Source organism: Vibrio sp. R-1, assembly GCF_035615595.1.
GTDB classification, from domain to species: domain Bacteria; phylum Pseudomonadota; class Gammaproteobacteria; order Enterobacterales; family Vibrionaceae; genus Vibrio; species Vibrio cholerae.
Genome location: NZ_WPDC01000001.1, coordinates 55546 through 74963, shown reverse-complemented (window position 1 = coordinate 74963; position 19418 = coordinate 55546). Strand labels below are relative to the sequence as shown.

At 47.6% G+C, this 19418-nt stretch carries 16 protein-coding genes; 5 read left to right on the top strand and 11 right to left on the bottom strand.

What is annotated here, in order from left to right:
- Window positions 1-145: 145 nt before the first annotated feature.
- The 3 genes from GOU96_RS00350 to GOU96_RS00340 form a co-directional block, all read right to left on the bottom strand.
- On the bottom strand, window positions 146-940 hold the full coding sequence (locus GOU96_RS00350; protein ID WP_000620368.1) for an ABC transporter ATP-binding protein: 795 nt from the start codon (window positions 938-940) through the stop codon (window positions 146-148).
- On the bottom strand, window positions 937-1881 hold the full coding sequence (locus GOU96_RS00345; RefSeq protein WP_001272063.1) for an ABC transporter permease: 945 nt from the start codon (window positions 1879-1881) through the stop codon (window positions 937-939). The genes GOU96_RS00350 and GOU96_RS00345 overlap by 4 nt, the downstream gene beginning before the upstream one ends.
- A gap of 114 nt (window positions 1882-1995) precedes the next feature.
- The gene (locus GOU96_RS00340; protein ID WP_001201234.1) at window positions 1996-2961 is read right to left on the bottom strand and encodes an ABC transporter substrate-binding protein; all 966 of its coding nucleotides are present in this window, start codon (window positions 2959-2961) and stop codon (window positions 1996-1998) included.
- Window positions 2962-3385: 424 nt separating this feature from the next.
- Between GOU96_RS00340 and GOU96_RS00335 the strand changes: the two genes are divergently transcribed.
- Window positions 3386-3796 carry a VF530 family DNA-binding protein gene (locus GOU96_RS00335; RefSeq protein WP_088128075.1) on the top strand — a complete coding sequence of 137 codons (411 nt, stop codon included), beginning with the start codon at window positions 3386-3388 and terminating at the stop codon, window positions 3794-3796.
- 110 nt (window positions 3797-3906) lie between these two features.
- Here GOU96_RS00335 and yfbV read toward each other — a convergent pair whose 3' ends face one another.
- On the bottom strand, window positions 3907-4359 hold the full coding sequence (yfbV, locus tag GOU96_RS00330) for a terminus macrodomain insulation protein YfbV (protein WP_000369218.1): 453 nt from the start codon (window positions 4357-4359) through the stop codon (window positions 3907-3909).
- A 352-nt stretch (window positions 4360-4711) separates the two neighbouring features.
- Between yfbV and GOU96_RS00325 the strand changes: the two genes are divergently transcribed.
- Entirely contained in the window at window positions 4712-5908 is a 1197-nt protein-coding gene (locus tag GOU96_RS00325; RefSeq protein ID WP_000041130.1) for an acetate kinase, read from the top strand.
- Between the two features lie 135 nt (window positions 5909-6043).
- Complete coding sequence (pta, locus tag GOU96_RS00320; RefSeq protein WP_001887381.1) at window positions 6044-8188, top strand: phosphate acetyltransferase; 2145 nt, start codon at window positions 6044-6046, stop codon at window positions 8186-8188.
- A gap of 96 nt (window positions 8189-8284) precedes the next feature.
- On the opposite strand, the gene GOU96_RS00315 is transcribed toward pta, so the two are convergent.
- From GOU96_RS00315 to GOU96_RS00290, 6 genes are all read right to left on the bottom strand, one after another.
- The gene (locus tag GOU96_RS00315) at window positions 8285-9232 is read right to left on the bottom strand and encodes a glutathione S-transferase family protein (RefSeq protein ID WP_000517144.1); all 948 of its coding nucleotides are present in this window, start codon (window positions 9230-9232) and stop codon (window positions 8285-8287) included.
- A 150-nt stretch (window positions 9233-9382) separates the two neighbouring features.
- Window positions 9383-10375: a murein tripeptide/oligopeptide ABC transporter ATP binding protein OppF gene (oppF, locus tag GOU96_RS00310; RefSeq protein WP_000110064.1), complete on the bottom strand. Its 993-nt coding sequence runs from the start codon at window positions 10373-10375 to the stop codon at window positions 9383-9385.
- Window positions 10372-11343, bottom strand: coding sequence for an ABC transporter ATP-binding protein (locus GOU96_RS00305; protein WP_000054405.1), 972 nt, complete (start codon window positions 11341-11343; stop codon window positions 10372-10374). Before GOU96_RS00305 ends, oppF begins: the two co-directional genes overlap by 4 nt.
- Window positions 11344-11370: 27 nt before the next feature.
- Window positions 11371-12273 carry an oligopeptide ABC transporter permease OppC gene (oppC, locus tag GOU96_RS00300; protein WP_000956294.1) on the bottom strand — a complete coding sequence of 301 codons (903 nt, stop codon included), beginning with the start codon at window positions 12271-12273 and terminating at the stop codon, window positions 11371-11373.
- A 13-nt stretch (window positions 12274-12286) separates the two neighbouring features.
- The gene (oppB, locus tag GOU96_RS00295) at window positions 12287-13207 is read right to left on the bottom strand and encodes an oligopeptide ABC transporter permease OppB (RefSeq protein ID WP_001880879.1); all 921 of its coding nucleotides are present in this window, start codon (window positions 13205-13207) and stop codon (window positions 12287-12289) included.
- 148 nt (window positions 13208-13355) lie between these two features.
- A complete protein-coding gene (locus GOU96_RS00290; RefSeq protein WP_000277612.1) occupies window positions 13356-14987 on the bottom strand; it encodes an ABC transporter substrate-binding protein in 1632 nt (543 codons plus the stop codon).
- A gap of 622 nt (window positions 14988-15609) precedes the next feature.
- Here GOU96_RS00290 and GOU96_RS00285 point away from each other — a divergent pair.
- Window positions 15610-16422, top strand: a complete 813-nt coding sequence (locus tag GOU96_RS00285) for a phosphate/phosphite/phosphonate ABC transporter substrate-binding protein (RefSeq protein ID WP_057554289.1) — start codon at window positions 15610-15612, stop codon at window positions 16420-16422.
- A 3-nt stretch (window positions 16423-16425) separates the two neighbouring features.
- The gene (locus tag GOU96_RS00280; RefSeq protein ID WP_114776343.1) at window positions 16426-18030 is read left to right on the top strand and encodes a sensor histidine kinase; all 1605 of its coding nucleotides are present in this window, start codon (window positions 16426-16428) and stop codon (window positions 18028-18030) included.
- Between the two features lie 28 nt (window positions 18031-18058).
- Here GOU96_RS00280 and GOU96_RS00275 read toward each other — a convergent pair whose 3' ends face one another.
- On the bottom strand, window positions 18059-19402 hold the full coding sequence (locus tag GOU96_RS00275; RefSeq protein WP_001177843.1) for a response regulator: 1344 nt from the start codon (window positions 19400-19402) through the stop codon (window positions 18059-18061).
- Window positions 19403-19418 lie beyond the last annotated feature (16 nt).

Below are 19418 nucleotides of genomic sequence, written 5' to 3'. Positions count from 1 at the left end.
ATGAAAAACCCACCATAAACCGATAACGCTTATGATGGGTAGGGATATTGCGTTGCGGCGATTATGCCAAAAAAACACAAAACAGTGTTAGCGCTTGTTCATCATCCGTCTCTTTTTCCTCACCGTTTTCTATTCAAACAGGCACTTAACTCAGTAGCAAACTATCGTCTGCCAACTCTTCTCCACGCACTTTAGAAAACATCTCAAGTAGCTCAGGAACGCCCATATTCGCGCGCTGTTCCCCTGTGACATCCAAGACAATCTGACCTTGATGCAGCATGACGGTGCGATCACCACAAGCCAGAGCATCTTTCATCGAGTGGGTCACCATCATCACGGTTAAATTGAACTCTTTAACGATTTTTTTCGTGAGATCGATAATGAATGCCGCCATACGAGGATCGAGTGCCGCCGTGTGTTCATCTAAGAGCAAGAGCTTGCTTTCTGACAGTGTCGCCATCACCAAACTCACCGCCTGACGCTGGCCACCTGAGAGCAAACCAATATTGTCACCGAGACGATCTTCTAACCCCAAACCGAGGATGCTGATGCGTTCTTGGAACAACTTCCGGCGCTGGTTTGAGAGCGCCAAGCTCCAACCACGTTTTTTACCGCGCATATAAGCGAGCGCCATATTCTCTTCGATGGTCAGGGCTCCACAGGTTCCCGCTAATGGGTCTTGAAACACGCGAGCACACAGATTCGCACGCTGATCCACACTCTGTTTGGTTACATCAATCTCATCAATTAGCACCTGACCGCCCACGATAGGCGTTTCACCAGTAACCGCACCGAGTAGCGTCGACTTCCCAGCCCCGTTAGAGCCAATCACGGTTAAAAATTGGTGTTCCGGAACCTCTAGCGATACGCCGCGTAATGCGCGATTTTCCAGAATCGTGCCAGGGTTAAACGTCACCTGAATATCTTGCAAACGGATCATACTGCATCTCCTGACACGCTTCCCTGCTGAGAGACTTCGGGCTTCTGAGCAGGTGCGTTACGCTTTTTTGATTTTAAATTCCTTTTAATCTTCGGCATGATCAACGCCAAAGCCACTAACACGGCAGTCACCAAGTTAAGATCGGACGCTTGTAAGCCAAACATACCTGAGCTAAGCGCAAAAGCCACCGCTAAACGGTACAGTACAGAGCCGACAATGACCGCCACGACAGCGACCCAGATCTTGCGACCGGGGATCAGGGTTTGTCCTAAAATAACCGCAGCAAGCCCCACCACAATCGTACCAACGCCAGAAGTGACATCCGCAAAACTGTTGGTTTGCGCAAATAGAGCCCCTGCAAAACCGACAAAACCATTAGACAGAGCCAAACAGAAATACGTGTAAAACGCAGTGCTTGCCCCTTGGGCTGCCACCATACGAGCGTTGACGCCTGTGGCTCGCAATCCTAAACCGAAATCGCTGTTTAGCAGTCGAATAACCAATAGCGCAGAAATCACGACCAATACTGCGACAACGAGAGGACGAATTAAGACGGGATCACCTAAGGCTTCAAACGGGGTCAAAATGGTGTCTTCACCCAATAAGGCCAGATTAGGACGTCCCATAATGCGGATGTTGATGGAAAACGCAGCAATCATGGTCAAAATCGAGGCCAAGAGATGCAAGATACCACATCGCACACTCAGAAAAGCCGTGACCCAACCGGTAGCGGCGCCAGCAAGAATGGCTAATCCTGTCGCCACCCATGGATTAATTCCTGCCACAATCGCAGTAGCCGCCACCGCAGCGCCCATTGGGAAACTGCCGTCGACGCTCAAATCAGGGAAATCCAGCACTCGGAAAGTTAAATACACGCCCAAAGCTACTAAGCCATACAACAAGCCAAGCTCCAAAGCGCCAAAAAAGGCAAAAGCAGACATACATACTCCTTTCTGCTTACAGAAGTTGAAATACCCCAACTCCTTGGAATATACGCTTCCGACGAGGGGCTAGCGCGTCAAGCGTTACCCCCTCGTCATTTGGATAGAGCTTACTTATTTGGTACTGGTTGCACGCGCAAGTACGGCTTCAGGAATGGTGATGCCTAACTGTTCTGCGGCGGTTTTGTTGATCACAAGATCCGAACCTTTTGCCACTTGAACATCAAGCGAACCCGGCTCTTTACCTTCTAAAATAGCCGCCACGTAGTCAGCGGTTTGCACTCCGATTTGGTAATAGTCAAAACCTAGGCTGGCAATTGCGCCGCGTTCTACATAAGACGTCGCTGCACCAAAGACTGGGGTTTTGGCTTGGTTAGCCGCCACAATCATACCTTCGATTGCACTGGCAACTGTGTTGTCGATCAGGGCATAAATCACATCGGACTTTTCTGCAATCGCTTGGGTAGCGGATTGAACATCAGCACTTTTCAGCGCAGTTGCTTCGACCAGCTTAATACCATGCTTTGCAGCCGAGAGTTTGAGTAACTCCATTAAACTGACCGCATTGGCTTCACCTGGGTTGTACACCACGCCAATCGATTTGACGTTGGGTAGGATTTCTTTAATCAGTTCAACATGTTGCTCAACCGGAGACAAATCTGACAAACCCGTGACGTTTTTGCCCGGTTGTTCAAGTTGTTTCACCAACTTAGCCCCAACAGGGTCAGTCACTGCGGTAAACACAATAGGTATGGTTTTTGTGGCAGAAACCAGTGCTTGGGCGGTAGGTGTCGCAATACCGACTAAGACATCTGGATTTTCACCGACAAATTGACGGGCAATTTGGACCGCAATGGCAGGGTTGCCTTGCGCGGTTTTGTAATCAAACTCTAGATTTTTGCCCTCTTCATAGCCTTTGGCTTTCAATCCATCGAGTAGCCCTTGACGTGTCGCATCTAAAGCGGGGTGTTCCACAATTTGTGATACCGCGACTTTGGCTGTTTTGGCCATGATACTCTGGGAAGACAGTAGTGCAGCTCCGGCTAGAACGGCGGTAGCAATAACTTTGCCTGCTCTCATCTTAACTCCTTGATATAAAGCATAGTTTTTATGATGTTGTGTGTGGATGTAGCTTTAATAGTTGTTATTGGACACTTAGGGTGTCACTGACAACATTATTACCAGTAACTTTAGGCAAAGGGAAGTAGGATTTAACAGTTAGATAACAGAAAAAAGCTCAGAATTTGGTCAATGTCGAAAATGGAAGTGAAGTTAACTATCTCTCTTCTCAAACGACGTAGAACGACAGAGGATGGTAGGCAAGTTCACTCTCATGAACCCAGATAAACGCTATGATTAAGGTGACCCCATAACAGATAACCATAGGGATGTAAGATCAACTCTGCTAGAATGCGCCGCCGCGCAGGGATCAACAAGTACATGGCTCATATCTGCCAAATCTTGGTATACCTACTCTATTTACCCTTAGGAGCCGATAATAATGATGACCGATCAAGAAAGAATCGAACTACAAAAAAATAACCCATTGCACGGCCTTAAGTTAGAAACCTTACTGCAAGAGCTGGTGGATTTTTATGGCTGGGATATTTTAGATACAGCAATGCGCTTTAACTGCTTTCATACCAAGCCTTCGATTGCCAGCAGTGTTAAATATTTAAACAAGACCGAGTGGGCACGAGAAAAACTAGAAAATTTTTATCTCTATCGCTTTAAACGCATGCCTCGCGCTTCCAGTGAAGAGTTTACTCTCCCGCCACGCGCAAGAACTTTCCCTCACGGCCTACAGCCGAAAGAGCCGATGCCCTTAACGGTAGACTCTATTTTGAAATCTCAGGCGAAAGCGGCCTCTGCTCATAAAGAGAGAACGTCTCGCGGTCGCTACAATCAGCGCTAACTGATCTTGATCTAATGGGATAGGTTGACTTGGCACACGGCAAGTTTCTGTGACCAACTATTCGATATTCGTTGGTCACACTGATGGGACAAATAGCCTACGCGGCAGCCTTAAAACCAGCGTTCTAGCGCAGTATCATCCAGTTGCCGAAACGCACGATTCAACACTTGCGCAAGCTCTTTATAGCGCGGTTTGCTTTTGATCGGCTCCAGTGCAAAACCAGTTTCGACGATCTTCATATAGAGTTCGCGATACCAGCTCGCAAGCGCCGGAGGCAGTTGGGTATTGGCACGGTGACCGAGCCACCAAATGCCTTGCAGTGGCAAGCTCATAGCAAATAAAGCAACGACAATCGCTTGCGGCATGGCTTGCGTGTTGGTAAACACCATTTGTGTCAGCACGCTGATCGCCGCAACCGCAGGCATTACTTTAATCGCAAAGCGTGTCGCTTTAATCACGCGTTGTTCCGGGAACAGTGGATTTAACTCTTTGCGCATCGGCCAAATATCCATGTACTTCTGGCCATCTTTTAGGCTATGCACTATGCCGACTTTATTATCCATACCCACTTCCTCGCTGCTCTTTGCCTAATCCACTAAAATTTAGTTGAATGATTCAACAAAAGACGCAAAAATTTGACAAAAGCTAATATTGATTCAAATTTTTTTTGTTATATTTGTCCATTATCGCTATGCTTTGCGGACTCTCAATCTCATTGTTGCCCTTATTTACAATTTAGGCAACGTTGAGACGATTCCTGCACGGATTGCATCGACGACTTATACTGACTTTGTCACGTCTTCACGATACGGAAATTGACGTTTTATTGACCGAGATTAGGGCGCATTCATCGAGGCGTCATCTACTCTTGGTACTGATTTTTTTATCCCAACCGATTATTACAGGTAGTCACTCATGTCTAAGCTGGTTTTAGTTTTAAACTGCGGTAGTTCTTCACTTAAGTTCGCAGTTGTTGACGCTCAAAGCGGTGAACAACATCTTTCAGGTCTTGCTGAATGTTTACACCTTCCTGAAGCTCGTATCAAGTGGAAATTGGACGGCAAGCACGAAGCTCAACTGGGCGAAGGCGCTGCACACGATGAAGCTCTGTCTTTCATCGTTGAAACTATTCTTGCTTCTAAACCAGAACTGGCAGCTCAACTGAAAGCGATCGGTCACCGCGTGGTACACGGTGGTGAGCAGTTCACTCAATCTGCACTGATTGACGACGCTGTACTGAAAGGCATCGAAGATTGTGCAGCACTCGCTCCACTGCACAACCCAGCACACATCATCGGTATCAAAGCGGCGCAAAAAGCGTTCCCTGAGCTGAAAAACGTTGCGGTATTCGACACTGCGTTCCACCAAACAATGCCAGAAGAAGCGTACCTGTACGCTCTGCCATACAACCTGTACAAAGAGCACGGTATTCGTCGCTACGGCATGCACGGTACGTCTCACCTGTTCATCGCACGTGAAGCGGCTGAGCGTCTGGGCAAACCGGCAAACGAACTGAACATCATCAACTGCCACCTAGGCAACGGTGCTTCTGTGTGTGCGATCAAAAACGGCCAATCGGTTGACACATCTATGGGTCTGACTCCACTGGAAGGTCTGGTGATGGGTACTCGTTGTGGTGATATCGATCCTGCGATCATTTTCCACCTGCACGACACGCTGGGTTACTCAGTTGAGAAAATCAACACCATGCTGACCAAAGAATCGGGTCTGTTGGGTCTGACTGAAGTGACTTCTGACTGCCGTTTCGTTGAAGACAACTACGGCCAAAAAGAAGAAGCAACTCGCGCAATGGACGTATTCTGTCACCGCCTAGCGAAATACGTTGCTGGCTACACAGCAAGCCTAGACGGCCGTCTGGACGCGATCACCTTCACTGGTGGTATCGGTGAAAACTCTGCGCCAATCCGTGAAATGGTTCTGAACCGTCTAGCGATCTTCGGTATCACCGTTGACAGCGCAGCAAACCTGAAAGCCCGTTTCGGCGGTGAAGGTGTGATCACCACTGCAGACAGCCGTATCCCAGCGATGGTTATCGCGACTAACGAAGAGTTAGTGATTGCAGAAGATACAGCTCGTCTGACGAACATCTAATACGACTTACACTGGCTAACTCAGGTTAGCCAGTGTCATTTAGGGGCTCAGCGTAAGCCTGTCCTGCGTTTGAGCTTTGTCACTTTCAATCTAAGCACCTTAGATTGGTATCAATAGTGTTGAGGTACTTTACCAATGTCCCGTACTATTATGCTTATCCCAATCAGCGCTGGCGTCGGTCTGACCAGCGTGAGCATGGGTCTCCTGCGCGCCATGGAGCGTAAAGGGGTTAGCGTTTCTTTCTATAAGCCTATCGCGCAGCCACGTACTGGCGATGATCAACCTGACCTGACGTCTACTGTCATGAGCCGCAACAGCGACATCAAGATCGGCCAGCCGATGAGTATGTCTGCCGCCGAGACTCTGATCGGTAGCGAGAAGATGGACGTTCTGCTGGAAACCGTGGTTGAGCGTTACAACCAGATCAACAAAGATGCAGAAGTGACTCTGATCGAAGGTCTGGTTCCAACGCGTAAGCACCCTTTTGCTAACCAAGTGAACGCGGAGATCGCCAACACTCTCGGTGCAGAAATTGTGTTCGTTGCCACTCCGGGAACGGATAACCCAACCCAACTGAAAGAGCGCATTGAAGTCGCGTGCTCTAACTTTGGTGGCACCAAGAACAAGAGCATCTCTGGCGTTATCATCAACAAGCTGAATGCCCCTGTTGATGAAGCTGGCCGTACTCGTCCTGACCTGTCAGAGATCTTTGATGACGCTGACCATGCGAAACAAGCTAACCTTGAAGTGATGCAGATCTTCAACACCAGCCCAATTCGTGTGCTGGGCTGTGTGCCATGGAGCATCGACCTGATTGCGACTCGTGCTATCGATATGGCGAAGCACCTGAAAGCTGAGATCATCAACCAAGGTGATATCAATACTCGTCGTATCAAGAGCATCACTTTCTGTGCTCGCTCTATCCCGAACATGATTGAGCACTTCAAACCGGGCTCACTCCTAGTAACCTCCGCTGATCGCCCTGACGTGATTGTGGCTGCGGCACTCGCAGCAATGAACGGTGTAGAAATCGGTGCAGTACTGCTGACTGGCGGCTACGACATCCCACGTGAACTGGTTAACCTATGTAAGCCTGCTTTTGACACGGGTCTGCCCATTTTCAAAGCGCAAGGCAACACTTGGCAAACGTCGCTGAACCTACAAAGCTTCAGCCTTGAAGTTCCAGCCGATGACAAAGAGCGTATCGAATTCATCAGCGAACACGTGGCAAGCCACATTGACGGCCCATGGGTAGACTCTCTGACTGAAGGTGCGCAAGCGTCTCGTCGCTTGAGCCCACCCGCCTTCCGTTACCAGCTGACTGAATTGGCTCGTAGCGCGAACAAGCGTATCGTACTGCCAGAAGGTGATGAGCCACGTACTGTGAAAGCAGCTGCTATCTGTGCTGAACGCGGTATTGCACAGTGTGTACTTCTGGGTAACCCAGAAGAGATCAAGCGTGTTGCTGCTCAGCAAGGTGTTGAACTCGGCTCTGGTATCGAAATCATCGATCCAAAAGTGGCACAAGAGAAATACGTAGCACGTCTGGTTGAACTGCGTAAGAGCAAAGGCATGACTGAAGTGGTGGCGCGCGAGCAACTGGAAGATACCGTTGTTCTCGGCACTATGATGCTTGAGCGTAACGAAGTTGACGGTCTGGTTTCTGGTGCGGTTCACACCACAGCAAACACCATTCGTCCACCACTACAAATCATCAAGACTGCGCCGAATGCGTCTCTGGTTTCATCGATCTTCTTTATGCTGCTGCCTGATCAGGTACTGGTATACGGTGACTGTGCGATCAACCCAGATCCAAACGCAGAGCAACTGGCTGAGATTGCTATCCAGTCTGCCGACTCTGCAGCGGCCTTCGGTATTGAGCCTCGCGTAGCGATGATCTCTTACTCGACCGGTACTTCTGGTCAAGGTGCAGACGTTGATAAAGTGCGCGAAGCAACTCGCATCGCCAAAGAGAAACGTCCAGATCTCGTGATTGATGGTCCTTTGCAATACGACGCGGCAATCATGGAAAACGTAGCGGCTTCTAAAGCGCCTAACTCGCCAGTGGCAGGTAAAGCGACCGTATTCGTATTCCCAGATCTGAACACAGGTAACACGACTTACAAAGCGGTACAACGTTCAGCGGATCTAGTGTCTATCGGTCCTATGCTGCAAGGTATGCGTAAGCCAGTTAACGACCTGTCTCGTGGCGCATTGGTTGACGATATCGTCTACACCATCGCCCTGACGGCTATCCAAGCGGGTCAAGAGCAGAAATAAGCGCTAGTCTCAGTAAGCTTTTCTGGTGATAAATAGGCAAAAGCCCCCGACTTCGGGGGCTTTTTTATGCGCTTTATAGATTGCTCTCTACCCTTTTCAACCAATTCGTTCACGCTGGTGTGGACTGAGTAGATCCACTTGCGGCCCGACTGGCACCACTTGAGTGGGGTTGATCGTGGTATGACTGAAATAGTAATGGCGTTTAATGTGGTAAAAATCGACCGTCTCTTGGATGCCGGGGACTTGGTATAACTCCCTTAAATAACCGCTCAGATGTGGGTAATCCGCAATACGCTGGCGGTTACATTTGAAATGCCCGACATACACCGCATCAAAACGCACTAAGGTGGTAAACAAACGCCAGTCCGCTTCGGTGATTTGGTTTCCCGCTAAATAGCGATGCGTTGCCAGATGCTGATCAACTTTATCCAACGCCGCAAACAGCGCTTCAAACGCTTCTTCATAGGCTTTTTGCGTGGTCGCAAAACCACAACGATATACCCCATTGTTGATGTTGGGATAGATGAACTCATTCCACTCATCAATCACTGTGCGCAGCGCTTGAGGGTAATAATCGGTTTGATTGCCCGTTAACTCATTAAACGCACTGTTGAACATGCGGATGATTTCGGAAGATTCATTGCTCACAATCGTGTGCCGCTTTTTATCCCACAACACAGGCACCGTGACTCGTCCGGTGTAATCGGCTTTAGCATGGGTATAGAGTTGATGTAGTTGAGTGTAGCCGTACAGCGGCTCTGGTATACCAAACTGCCAACCATGTGAGAGCATATCCGGACAGACAATCGTCACATCAATATGCGCTTGCAGCCCTTTGAGAGCACGAAAAATCAAGGTGCGATGTGCCCACGGACACGCCAAAGAGACATAGAGATGATAACGGCCAGATTCTGCAGCAAATTGCGCATCAGGCGTCGCTTTCACCCAGTCACGAAACCCTGCATCTTCGCGTATAAATTCGCCATCATGTTGTTTGGTGTCGTACCAAACATCGTGCCATTTGCCTTTAATTAGCTTGCCCATCTTGCCCCCAAATTCTCATCTTTTAGGCATTATAAGCAACTGGGCACGCCACTTAACCCAAGGCGATTGGTCGTGTTGTTCAAAATATTCGAATACAAAAAAAAGCGCGATCCGAACGAGGAATCGCGCTTGGCCCGTCACAGGCTGAATTTATGCCTCAGCGTATAAACAAGAGACTGAGTGAATATCCGAACCTTTAATCACTGGTTTCGTCTTCGCACACTCTGCGGTTGCTTGAGGGCAGCGAGTACGGAACACACAACCCGATGGCGGGTTCATCGGTGAAGGCAGATCCCCTTCCAACATCTGAATGGTCTTATTGCGTTCGATGTTGGGGTCAGGAATAGGCACTGCAGACATTAATGCCTTGGTATAAGGGTGTTTAGGGTTGGCAAACAGTTCTTTAGAGACACCCAACTCTACCGCATTGCCCAAATACATGACCAACACGCGATCTGAGATGTGCTTTACCACCGAGAGATCGTGCGCGATGAACACCAGACTTAAACCGAGCTCTTTTTGCAGTTCTTTGAGAAGGTTAACGACCTGAGCCTGAATCGACACATCCAGAGCGGAAACCGGTTCATCACAGATGATCATCTTAGGTTTGAGGATCAGCGCGCGAGCAATACCGATACGCTGACACTGACCGCCTGAAAACTCATGCGGATAACGGTTGATCACGTTAGGCAGTAACCCAACCTTGGCCATCATCTCTTTTACCCGATCTTTCACTTCTTGCTTGGAAAGCTCGGGATAGAAGGTTTGCAGTGGCTCGGCAATGATATCACCGACCGTCATTCTCGGGTTTAACGATGCCAGAGGGTCTTGGAAGATCATTTGGATTTGCTTACGCGTTGCACGGCGTTTGACTTCCTGCATACGTGTTAAATCCTGACCTAACCACACCACTTCACCGTGAGTCGCTTGCACCAAACCAATAATGGCGCGTGCAAACGTCGATTTACCACAACCAGACTCACCCACTACCCCTAAGGTTTCGCCTTCATACAGACGCACGTTAACCCCATCGACCGCTTTCAAGGTAACGGGTTTGGTCCACGGCCATGCCGATTTCGGGGTAATGTTGAAATGGACTTTAAGATCTTTAACGTCCAGTAATAATTTTTTCTCTACGCTCATTTTGTCCAAGCCTCCCAATCAGAAAAACACGCACGTTGACGGCCGTTACCAAACGGCAGCAAGATCGGAGCCTCTCGCTTACAGCGATCCGTCACGCGATGGCAGCGTTCTTGATAAGGACAGCCGACAGGCAAACGCAGCAAGTTAGGTGGGTTGCCCGGAATCGTCGGCAATACTTCCCCTTCGGTATCCAAGCGCGGGATCGCGCTCAGCAAACCTTCTGCGTAAGGGTGGCTTGGGTTGTAGAAAATATCGTTTACTGAACCGTACTCCATAGTACGGCCGGCATACATCACCAGCACTTTATCGCAAGAGCCAGCCACAACCCCCAGATCGTGGGTGATCATGATGATTGCGGTATTGAACTCACGTTTCAGTTCGTTAAGCAGCTCCATGATTTGCGCTTGAACAGTAACGTCAAGTGCGGTGGTCGGTTCATCGGCAATCAGCAGTTTCGGACGACACAGCAAAGCCATCGCGATCATCACCCGTTGACGCATACCGCCTGAAAACTCATGCGGATACATGGTGATACGCTTACGCGCTTCTGGGATCTTTACCGCTTCCAGCATGCGTACTGACTCTTCAAACGCCTCCGCTTTCCCCATACCTTTGTGCAACATCAGCACTTCCATCAGCTGATCGCTCACTTTCATGTAGGGATTGAGTGAAGTCATTGGGTCTTGGAAAATCATCGCGATTTGCTCGGCGCGCACTTTATTCAGTTCACGCTCTGGCAAGTTGAGGATTTCTTTACCCTCAAATTTCGCGCTACCGGTGATTTTGCCGTTTTTGGCGAGTAGGCCCATGATGGCAAATACGGTTTGTGATTTTCCTGAGCCGGATTCACCCACAATACCTAAAGTTTCTCCCTGCTTAAGAGAGAAATTGAGATCGTTCACTGCGGTGACAATACCGTCTTGGGTAGAGAATTCTACGCGCAGATCTTTGACATCTAATAAACTCATCATTGCTTCCTTTTTATTCTTCTTGGTTTATCTGTCTTTTGGATCGAGCGCGTCACGAAGGCCGTCGCCGACATAGTTAAAGCAGAACAAGGTCAACACCATGAATGCGGCGGGGAATAGCAGTTGCCAAATAGCCACTTCCATTGTGTTAGCGCCCTCTTGTAACAGCGCGCCCCAGCTTGTCATCGGCTCTTGAACACCAAGACCAAGGAAAGAAAGGAAAGATTCGGTCAAAATCATGCTTGGGATCAGCAGGGTGGAGTAAACCGCTACAATGCCCAATACGTTTGGCACAATATGGCGCGTAATGATGTTCCACTTACTCACACCACACACATGCGCCGCTTCGATAAACTCTTTGCTACGTAGGCTCAAGGTTTGGCCGCGCACAATACGCGCCATATCCAGCCATGCGATTGCCCCAATCGCGACGAAGATCAGTACGATGTTACGACCAAAAAACGTCACTAATACAATCACCAAGAACATGAATGGGATAGCGTACAGAATTTCCAGAATACGCATCATCACACGGTCAGTTCGGCCACCGATAAAACCTGAGGCCGCGCCATACAGTGTACCGATCAGTACTGCGACCAATGCCCCCATGATGCCGACCATCAGTGAGATACGACCACCCACGAGCGTGCGCACAAAGAGGTCGCGACCAAGAGCATCAGTACCAAACCAGTGCTCCGCTGAAGGTCCGGCGTGCATGGCATACCAGTCCGTATCTTCATAACTGTAAGCGGAAAACATCGGCAGAAAGACGACTGCCAAGGTGATTAACATCAAAACAAACAGACTGACCATCGCGGCTTTGTTACGCATAAAGCGAATACGCGCGTCTTGCCACAGGCTGCGACCTTGAATCTCAAGGTTTTGTGAGAAGTTTTCAATCGCCGCTAAATTTTCTTTTTTCGTCAACATTATCTAAGTCCTATTAGTAGCGAATCTTCGGATCGATGTAAGCGAGGAGAATATCGACAATCGCGTTAAACAGAATAAATAGGAAACCGATCAGGATCGTTACCCCCATCACCAGAGAATAATCCCGGTTGAAGGCGGCGTTAACGAAGAGCTTGCCAATGCCGGGCAAACCAAAAATGGTCTCAATAACAACCGAACCTGTGATGATACCGACGAAAGCGGGTCCCATGTAAGAAACCACAGGCAGCAGTGCAGGTTTTAACGCATGCTTGACCACGATATAGCCATAGCTCAAACCTTTCGCACGTGCGGTACGAATGAAGTTACTGTTCAAGGTTTCAATCATCGAACCACGAGTAATACGCGCAAATGTCGCGACGTAGAGCAGTGACATACCCAAAACCGGCAACGCCATATACTCAAACCCACCGTCTTGCCAGCCACCGGCAGGGAATAAACTAAACTGGATAGCGAAGATATATATGAGCACTGGCGCTAAAACGAACGAGGGCATCACCACCCCTAACATGGCGGTCGACATGATGGTGTAGTCTATCCACGTATTCTGCTTCAAGGCGGCAATGGTTCCGACCGTTACCCCCATGATCACAGTAAACACAAATGCGGCGAGACCAATTTTCACGGAAACAGGCAGTGCACTGGCGATAAGCTCATTCACCGTATAGTCTTTGTACTTAAACGATGGGCCAAAATCACCCTGAACAATGTTGGTTAAATAGGTTAAATACTGTTCAGAAACGGGTTTATCTAAACCATATTTTGCATTGATGTTGGCCATCACTTCTGGCGGCAGAGGGCGTTCTGAAGAGAATGGGTTACCTGGCGCGTAGCGCATAAGAAAGAAAGATATAGTAATCAACACCAACATCGTTGGAATTGCTTCAAATATCCTTTTTGCTATGAATTTAAGCATAAGCTCACTCTTTCAATCTGTGACAAGGAAATGCAAAGACCCTGCACGTGAATTTCACATGCAGCGTCTACGTTATTTATAGTTTTGTCCCCGACGAATGAAGTTGCAGTCATCACTGCAACTTCAACTCGTTAGGAATATGGCTCTATTATTGAGCTTTGATATAAAGATCTTTGGCGTAGATCTTGTCTTCCGCGTTATTCGATGGGTAGCCACCGACGGTTGGAGAAACAAGACGCGATCTTACGTATTGGTAGATTGGCGCGATTGGCATATCACGAGCCAACAACTTCTCTGCATCCGCATAGAGTTTTTGACGCTCTTCTTCAGAAGTTGACTTCTTCGCTTTTTCAATCACGGCGTCGTATTCAGCACTGTGGTACTGCGGATCGTTTGAAGTGTTGCTCGACAACATCAGAGTCAAGAAAGAAGACGCTTCGTTGTAGTCACCACACCATCCCGCACGAGTCACATCAAAGTTGCCTTGACGACGAGTATCTAGGTAGGTTTTCCACTCTTGGTTTTCCAGTGCGATATCAACGCCCAGAGAAGTTTTCCACATAGATTGGATCGCAGTTGCAATCTTCTTGTGGTTTTCTGAGGTGTTGTACAGCAGAGTGAATTTCAGAGGGTTAGATTTGTTGTAACCCGCTTCTTCCAGCAGTTTCTTCGCTTCTGCAATACGCTCTTTCTGAGTCATTTTGCCGTAAGCTGGCATTTCTGGGCTAAATCCTGCGGTGATTTCCGGAGTCAGGAAGTAAGCCGGTTTTTGGCCTTGGCCTAGAATCGCATCAGAAACCACATCACGGTCAATCGCGTAAGAAAGGGCTTTACGTACGCGAACATCGTCAAATGGTGGCTTTTTGTTATTGAAGCCGTAGTAATAAGTACAGAGTTGGCCTTGTACTTGAACAGATTCTGGATGCTCTTTTTTCAGACGTTTGAAGTGCTCAAGTGGCAGTTCGTTCGTGATCTGAATTTCGCCCGATAGGAAACGGTTCATCTCTGCCACTTGGTTTTCGATGGGCAGATAAGTCACTTTATTCAGAACAGTATTTTTGTCGTCCCAGTATTGAGGGTTACGCTTGAGCTCTAAACGCTCGTTAACCACCCACTTGTCGAGAACGTAAGCACCGTTACCGACAAAGTTTTCAGGTTTGGTCCACTGATCACCAAATTTTTCTACTGTCGCTTTGTGAATCGGTTTCACCGTTGTGTGACCCATCATCATCACGAAGTAAGGAACGGCAGTCTCCAACTCAAAAACCAGAGTATGATCATCAACTGCTTTCGCGCCCAGTGTTGATTTGTCTTTCTCTCCGGCAATGATTTCTTTCGCATTCTTCATCTTGGTGTATTCCATATACCAAGAGTAAGGAGAAGCGGTTGCAGGATCGACAGCACGTTGGAAGCTGTAGACGAAATCGTGTGCAGTAACAGGGTCACCGTTAGACCATTTCGCATCTTTACGAATATGGAAAGTAAAGGTTTTGTTGTCTGTCGTTTCCCAGCTTTCAGCGACACCCGGAACCACGTTACCGTTAGCGTCTTGGTTTACCAGACCTTCTAACAGATCACGAATCACGTTGGACTCAGGAACACCTTCCGTTTTGTGCGGATCAAGCGACGCGACTTCAGTACCGTTACCACGGACCAGCTCTTGAACAGGAGCAAGTTTGGTACCAGCAGGAACATTCGCTGCAAAAGAGGTGAATGACGTGGTAGCCACCGCTAAACCAGCACCTAACAGCAGTGCCTGGGTGATTTTGTTCTTATACATGCATAAACTCCAAGTTTTAATATTGCATCCATGACTTCCATGTCAGGTATTCAGAACGGCTGATTGTTGTCGTTTGTCGTATAAGTTTTAAACAAAAACAACTTACACCTGACAGGGATTGCGGCACACACTAGCAATCATTGAATTAATTTGCCATAAAAATGTCTTAAAAACAGACTATCCTCTTTGGTTTTCTCAGACATTAGTAAAAAACTTCACCACTCATGATTATCTCTAGCGGATTAGAGCGTGGAAGCAGGCCTAAACAGACAATGTGCCAGATTATCTAGTGCGCCCTCAATGTACAGCGCATTATGCTAGATAACTCTGATCTATTTAACATTTTGTACACAAACACACCAACTCTTAATGACAATGCGCTATCTCACCATACAAAAACGTGAGCAGTGTCAAACCTAATTTTTAAGCAATCGTTTGGTATAAATAAGAGACTTGTGAACCTCCTTCAAACGTATCATTGAAGCTCGAGTAAAAACGTAAATTTTGCTGAACAGATCGAATAAACTCTAACCACAATTTTCTTTACCAGAAAATAATCATCAAGCTGATCAACCATTTTCTATACTTAACCCATTAGTATTAGAAACCCTAAGGTAACTTTATGCGCTACTGCTGGTTTGTGTTCGTCTGGTGTATGTCATCTCTCACTTGGGCTTCCACCCTCTCTTTTGGCGTCGTGCCACAACAATCCCCTGAGGAATTAGCGAAGCGTTGGGTGCCGATTCTAGAAAACCTGTCTGAAACAACGGGCTTTTCTATCGAATTTCATACCGCGGTGACCATTCCTGAATTTGAACAGCGAGTGCTAAATGGCGAGTATGATTTGGTGTACATGAATCCTTATCACTACATCTTCTTTCATCAACAGCCGGGGTATGTCGCGCTGGCCAAGCAAAAAGATCAGAAGCTACAAGGCATCATAGTGGTTGCAAAGGAGAGCCCGATAAAGTCCATACAAGATCTCGATGGAAAAAGTCTCGCCTTTCCCTCTCCTGCTGCCTTTGCTGCCACCATCATTCCTCAAGCGCTGTTAAAAAAAGAAGGGATAAATATTGAGTCTCAATATGTCTCCTCACACGATTCCGTTTACTTGAATGTGGCGAATGGCTTTTTTGTCGCAGGTGGTGGTATTAAACGCACATTTGACAATGCCCCGAAGGCCATCACTAGCCAACTAAAGATATTGTGGGAAAGCCCCAGTTTTACGCCGCACGCTTTCGCCTATCATCCAAAACTGAAGCCAGATCAGGTGACCGCTGTGCAAAATGCATTACTCAACCTTGCTCAAACCGAGAAAGGACGCTTGCAGCTTCAAGCAATTGGTTTTTCCGGCATTGAAGCTGCACAAGACAGTGATTGGGACGACATCCGTGAATTAGACATCCAAACCCTCTCTCATCTGCTTAAGGAATAAGCGATGTCGATACGCTTAAAGACCATGCTTGGTGTGGCGTTGATCGAAGCTTTGTTGCTGACGATTTTGATCACCTTCACCCTAAGCTATCTTGAGTCCACCAACTATGATGGATTACAAAAGCGCGCCCAAACGACCATTGCTCTGTTTGCTACTATGGTGAAGAATCCAGTACTGGCTTACGATCTGGCCAGTATCGACTCTGCCGCTACATTAATGATGTCCAATCAAGACATCGTCTATGTCGCGGTCGAAAATCCCCATGGAAAACTTTTAACCTTTAAAGGCAACCGTGATTTATACGACGCTTACCACACGATTAATGACCAGGACTTTTCTCATCTCCAGCCCATTTATACCGCCAATGACGTGATCGAGGTCAGCGGCACTCTGTTTGGTACCGTATTTATCGGCTTTGACCTCTCCTATCTTGAGCAACAACTCGCTCACGCCCGTAAATGGACACTACTGATTGTGCTAGGGGAAATGGGCTTAGTCGCTCTGTTCTCTTACTTGTTGGGGAATGCCTTAACCCGACGTTTAACGGAACTCAAAACCGCAACCGATCAAATCACCTTCGGCAATCGTGAAGTCCTGCTTGAAATCCAAGGTCATGATGAAATCAGTCGCGTCGCCCACTCTTTTCAACAAATGGTGCAATCGCTGCGCCATTCAGAAGCGACCATGCGAGATTACCAACAACAACTCGAGCAGTGGAATTTAGAGCTTGAAGATAAGGTTAACCAGCGTACGGAAACCCTACTCGCAAAAAATCAGCAACTGGAAGAGATGAATACCAAGCTCACTTTAATGAAAGATAAGCTGGTTGAAACTGAGAAAATGATTTCGATTGGTACACTGGCTGCAGGCTTTGCTCATGAGATTAACAACCCCAATGGCGCATTGAAAAGCCACTTGCAGCTACTCCAACAAGACTTTAACCAGCTTAAGATAGGATTTGAACAGATTGATATCCTGCTGAGCGGAAGTGATTTTCAAGATAAGTTAAGCCAAACCAAAAATGCGCTTTATCTCGAAGAAAGTTTTTCAGGGATTGAGGAAAGCCTTAAAGATGCACTGCACTGTGTTGACCGGATAAAAACGATCGTCGATAAAGTTCAGCGTTGCCAAGCCGAACCCACACCCCATGACAGCAGTTGGGTTTCTCCACTCAGCTTAGTGGAACAAGCCATTCAAATTTGCGGATTGCGAGAGTGGGTAGTCTGGAAAGAACAAACCCTCTATCCACCGTTGATTTATTGCTACAGCAACGATTTCGTGACCGCGTTGAGTGCGATTTTAAATAACGCCTATCAAGCTTACGCCTCCGATGACCCAATGATCCGTATCGAACTTTCGCTGCGTCATGATCATCAACAGTTAGAAATTGAGGTGCGCGATTTTGGCCGCGGTATGAGTATCGAAGAAAAACAGCACGCTTTTGACCCCTTCTTTACCACTCATGATGTGGGTAAAGGTGTAGGCCTCGGTTTAACCGAGGCCTACAGCAGCATCAAAAAATACGATGGCGACATACAACTCTTTAGTGAACTGGGACAAGGCACCCGAGTGTTAATTACTCTACCGTTAGCCCCCAACAAACCGTAACGACCTGACGAATCCTTATCCTATGTCCTTATCCTATATAAACGGGGATCGGCATATTCATCTCTTGCTCTAACTCTTTGAGTTTACGTAATAAAGGTTCACTCATTGCGTTGCCAGCCGTCAGCATTAAATTGCCGTTGGGCAGATAGATATCACGTTTGATAACCATGCCCGGACGTACTTCGCTCAGGCTGACACACAGCTCCATACCCTCTTCAATTCGAGTCACCGCACTTACAATCGTAATAAAGGCTTCCACAACTTTAGGATCGTAATAGACTTCGGACTGCTGACGCAGATAGCCTTGCGCACTTTTGGTGTGCATGCGTCTTGGGTTATTCGCCCCCGCGACGAAGAAGTCATAATCTTTGACGACTTTTATGATCCGCGCGCCAATCGGAATTTGCTCACCACGTAAATGATCCGGCTTCCCTGTACCATCATACAGCTCATCTTGATGACGGATAATTTCCATCAGCGGTTCAAAGCGCTTAATTCGACCCACAATTTCTGCACCCAAAATCGGATTCACGTTCGGGGTAATGGGGATCTCCGAATCCTGATGCACCTTGACCACTTTCCAGTCATTATTGGTTTCAGCGATCAGGCCGATTTGATGCATGAGCCCACATAAATAAACATGACTGGCAACTGCTTCAGGTAATTTTAACTTAAGTGCCACTGATTTGGCCTGATTCGCGATCCGCTCTGCATGATCCGCAGGGAACCCCGTGCGATGCTGGATAATCGCGGTCACCATAGCCAAAATATCTTTAAACGTTTTATTGCGTGAAGCGAGCGAGACTTCTAAGCGTTTATTGCTCTCTTGTAAGGCGACAGTACGCTCTTGTACTTTCGTCTCCAACTCTTGATTAAAGTGCGAAAGCTTCAAGTTATTCGCAGCTAATGCTTGATTGGCAATTTCCAGTTCTTTATTACGTTCTTCCAATTCAATAGTCAGGCGCTCTTTATCCCGACTTAAGCGATAAAACTCGGCGGCTTTTCCTACAATGAGCTTGAGGTTTTCGTTGTCCCAAGGTTTGCTGATGTAGGTATGAATCCCTCCTGCGTTAACCGCACGTACTGTCGATTGAATATCCGCATATCCGGTGAGCAGCAAACGCACCGTATCAGGCTGCATTTCTCGCGCTTTGGCAAGAAAATCTGCACCATCCATCTCAGGCATACGCATATCCGAGATGATGATGTGGATTGGGTTTTCCTGCAGATATTCCAACGCATCAGCGCCGTTATCGAAGGTCACTACGTTGTAATCCATCCGCAACACACGGTTAAGCGCTTTCAAAATATCGTTTTCATCATCAAGTAACAGGACGTTTAACTTCTCATCGTGCATGTTATCCATTTGCATAGCGCTCCCCTATTTT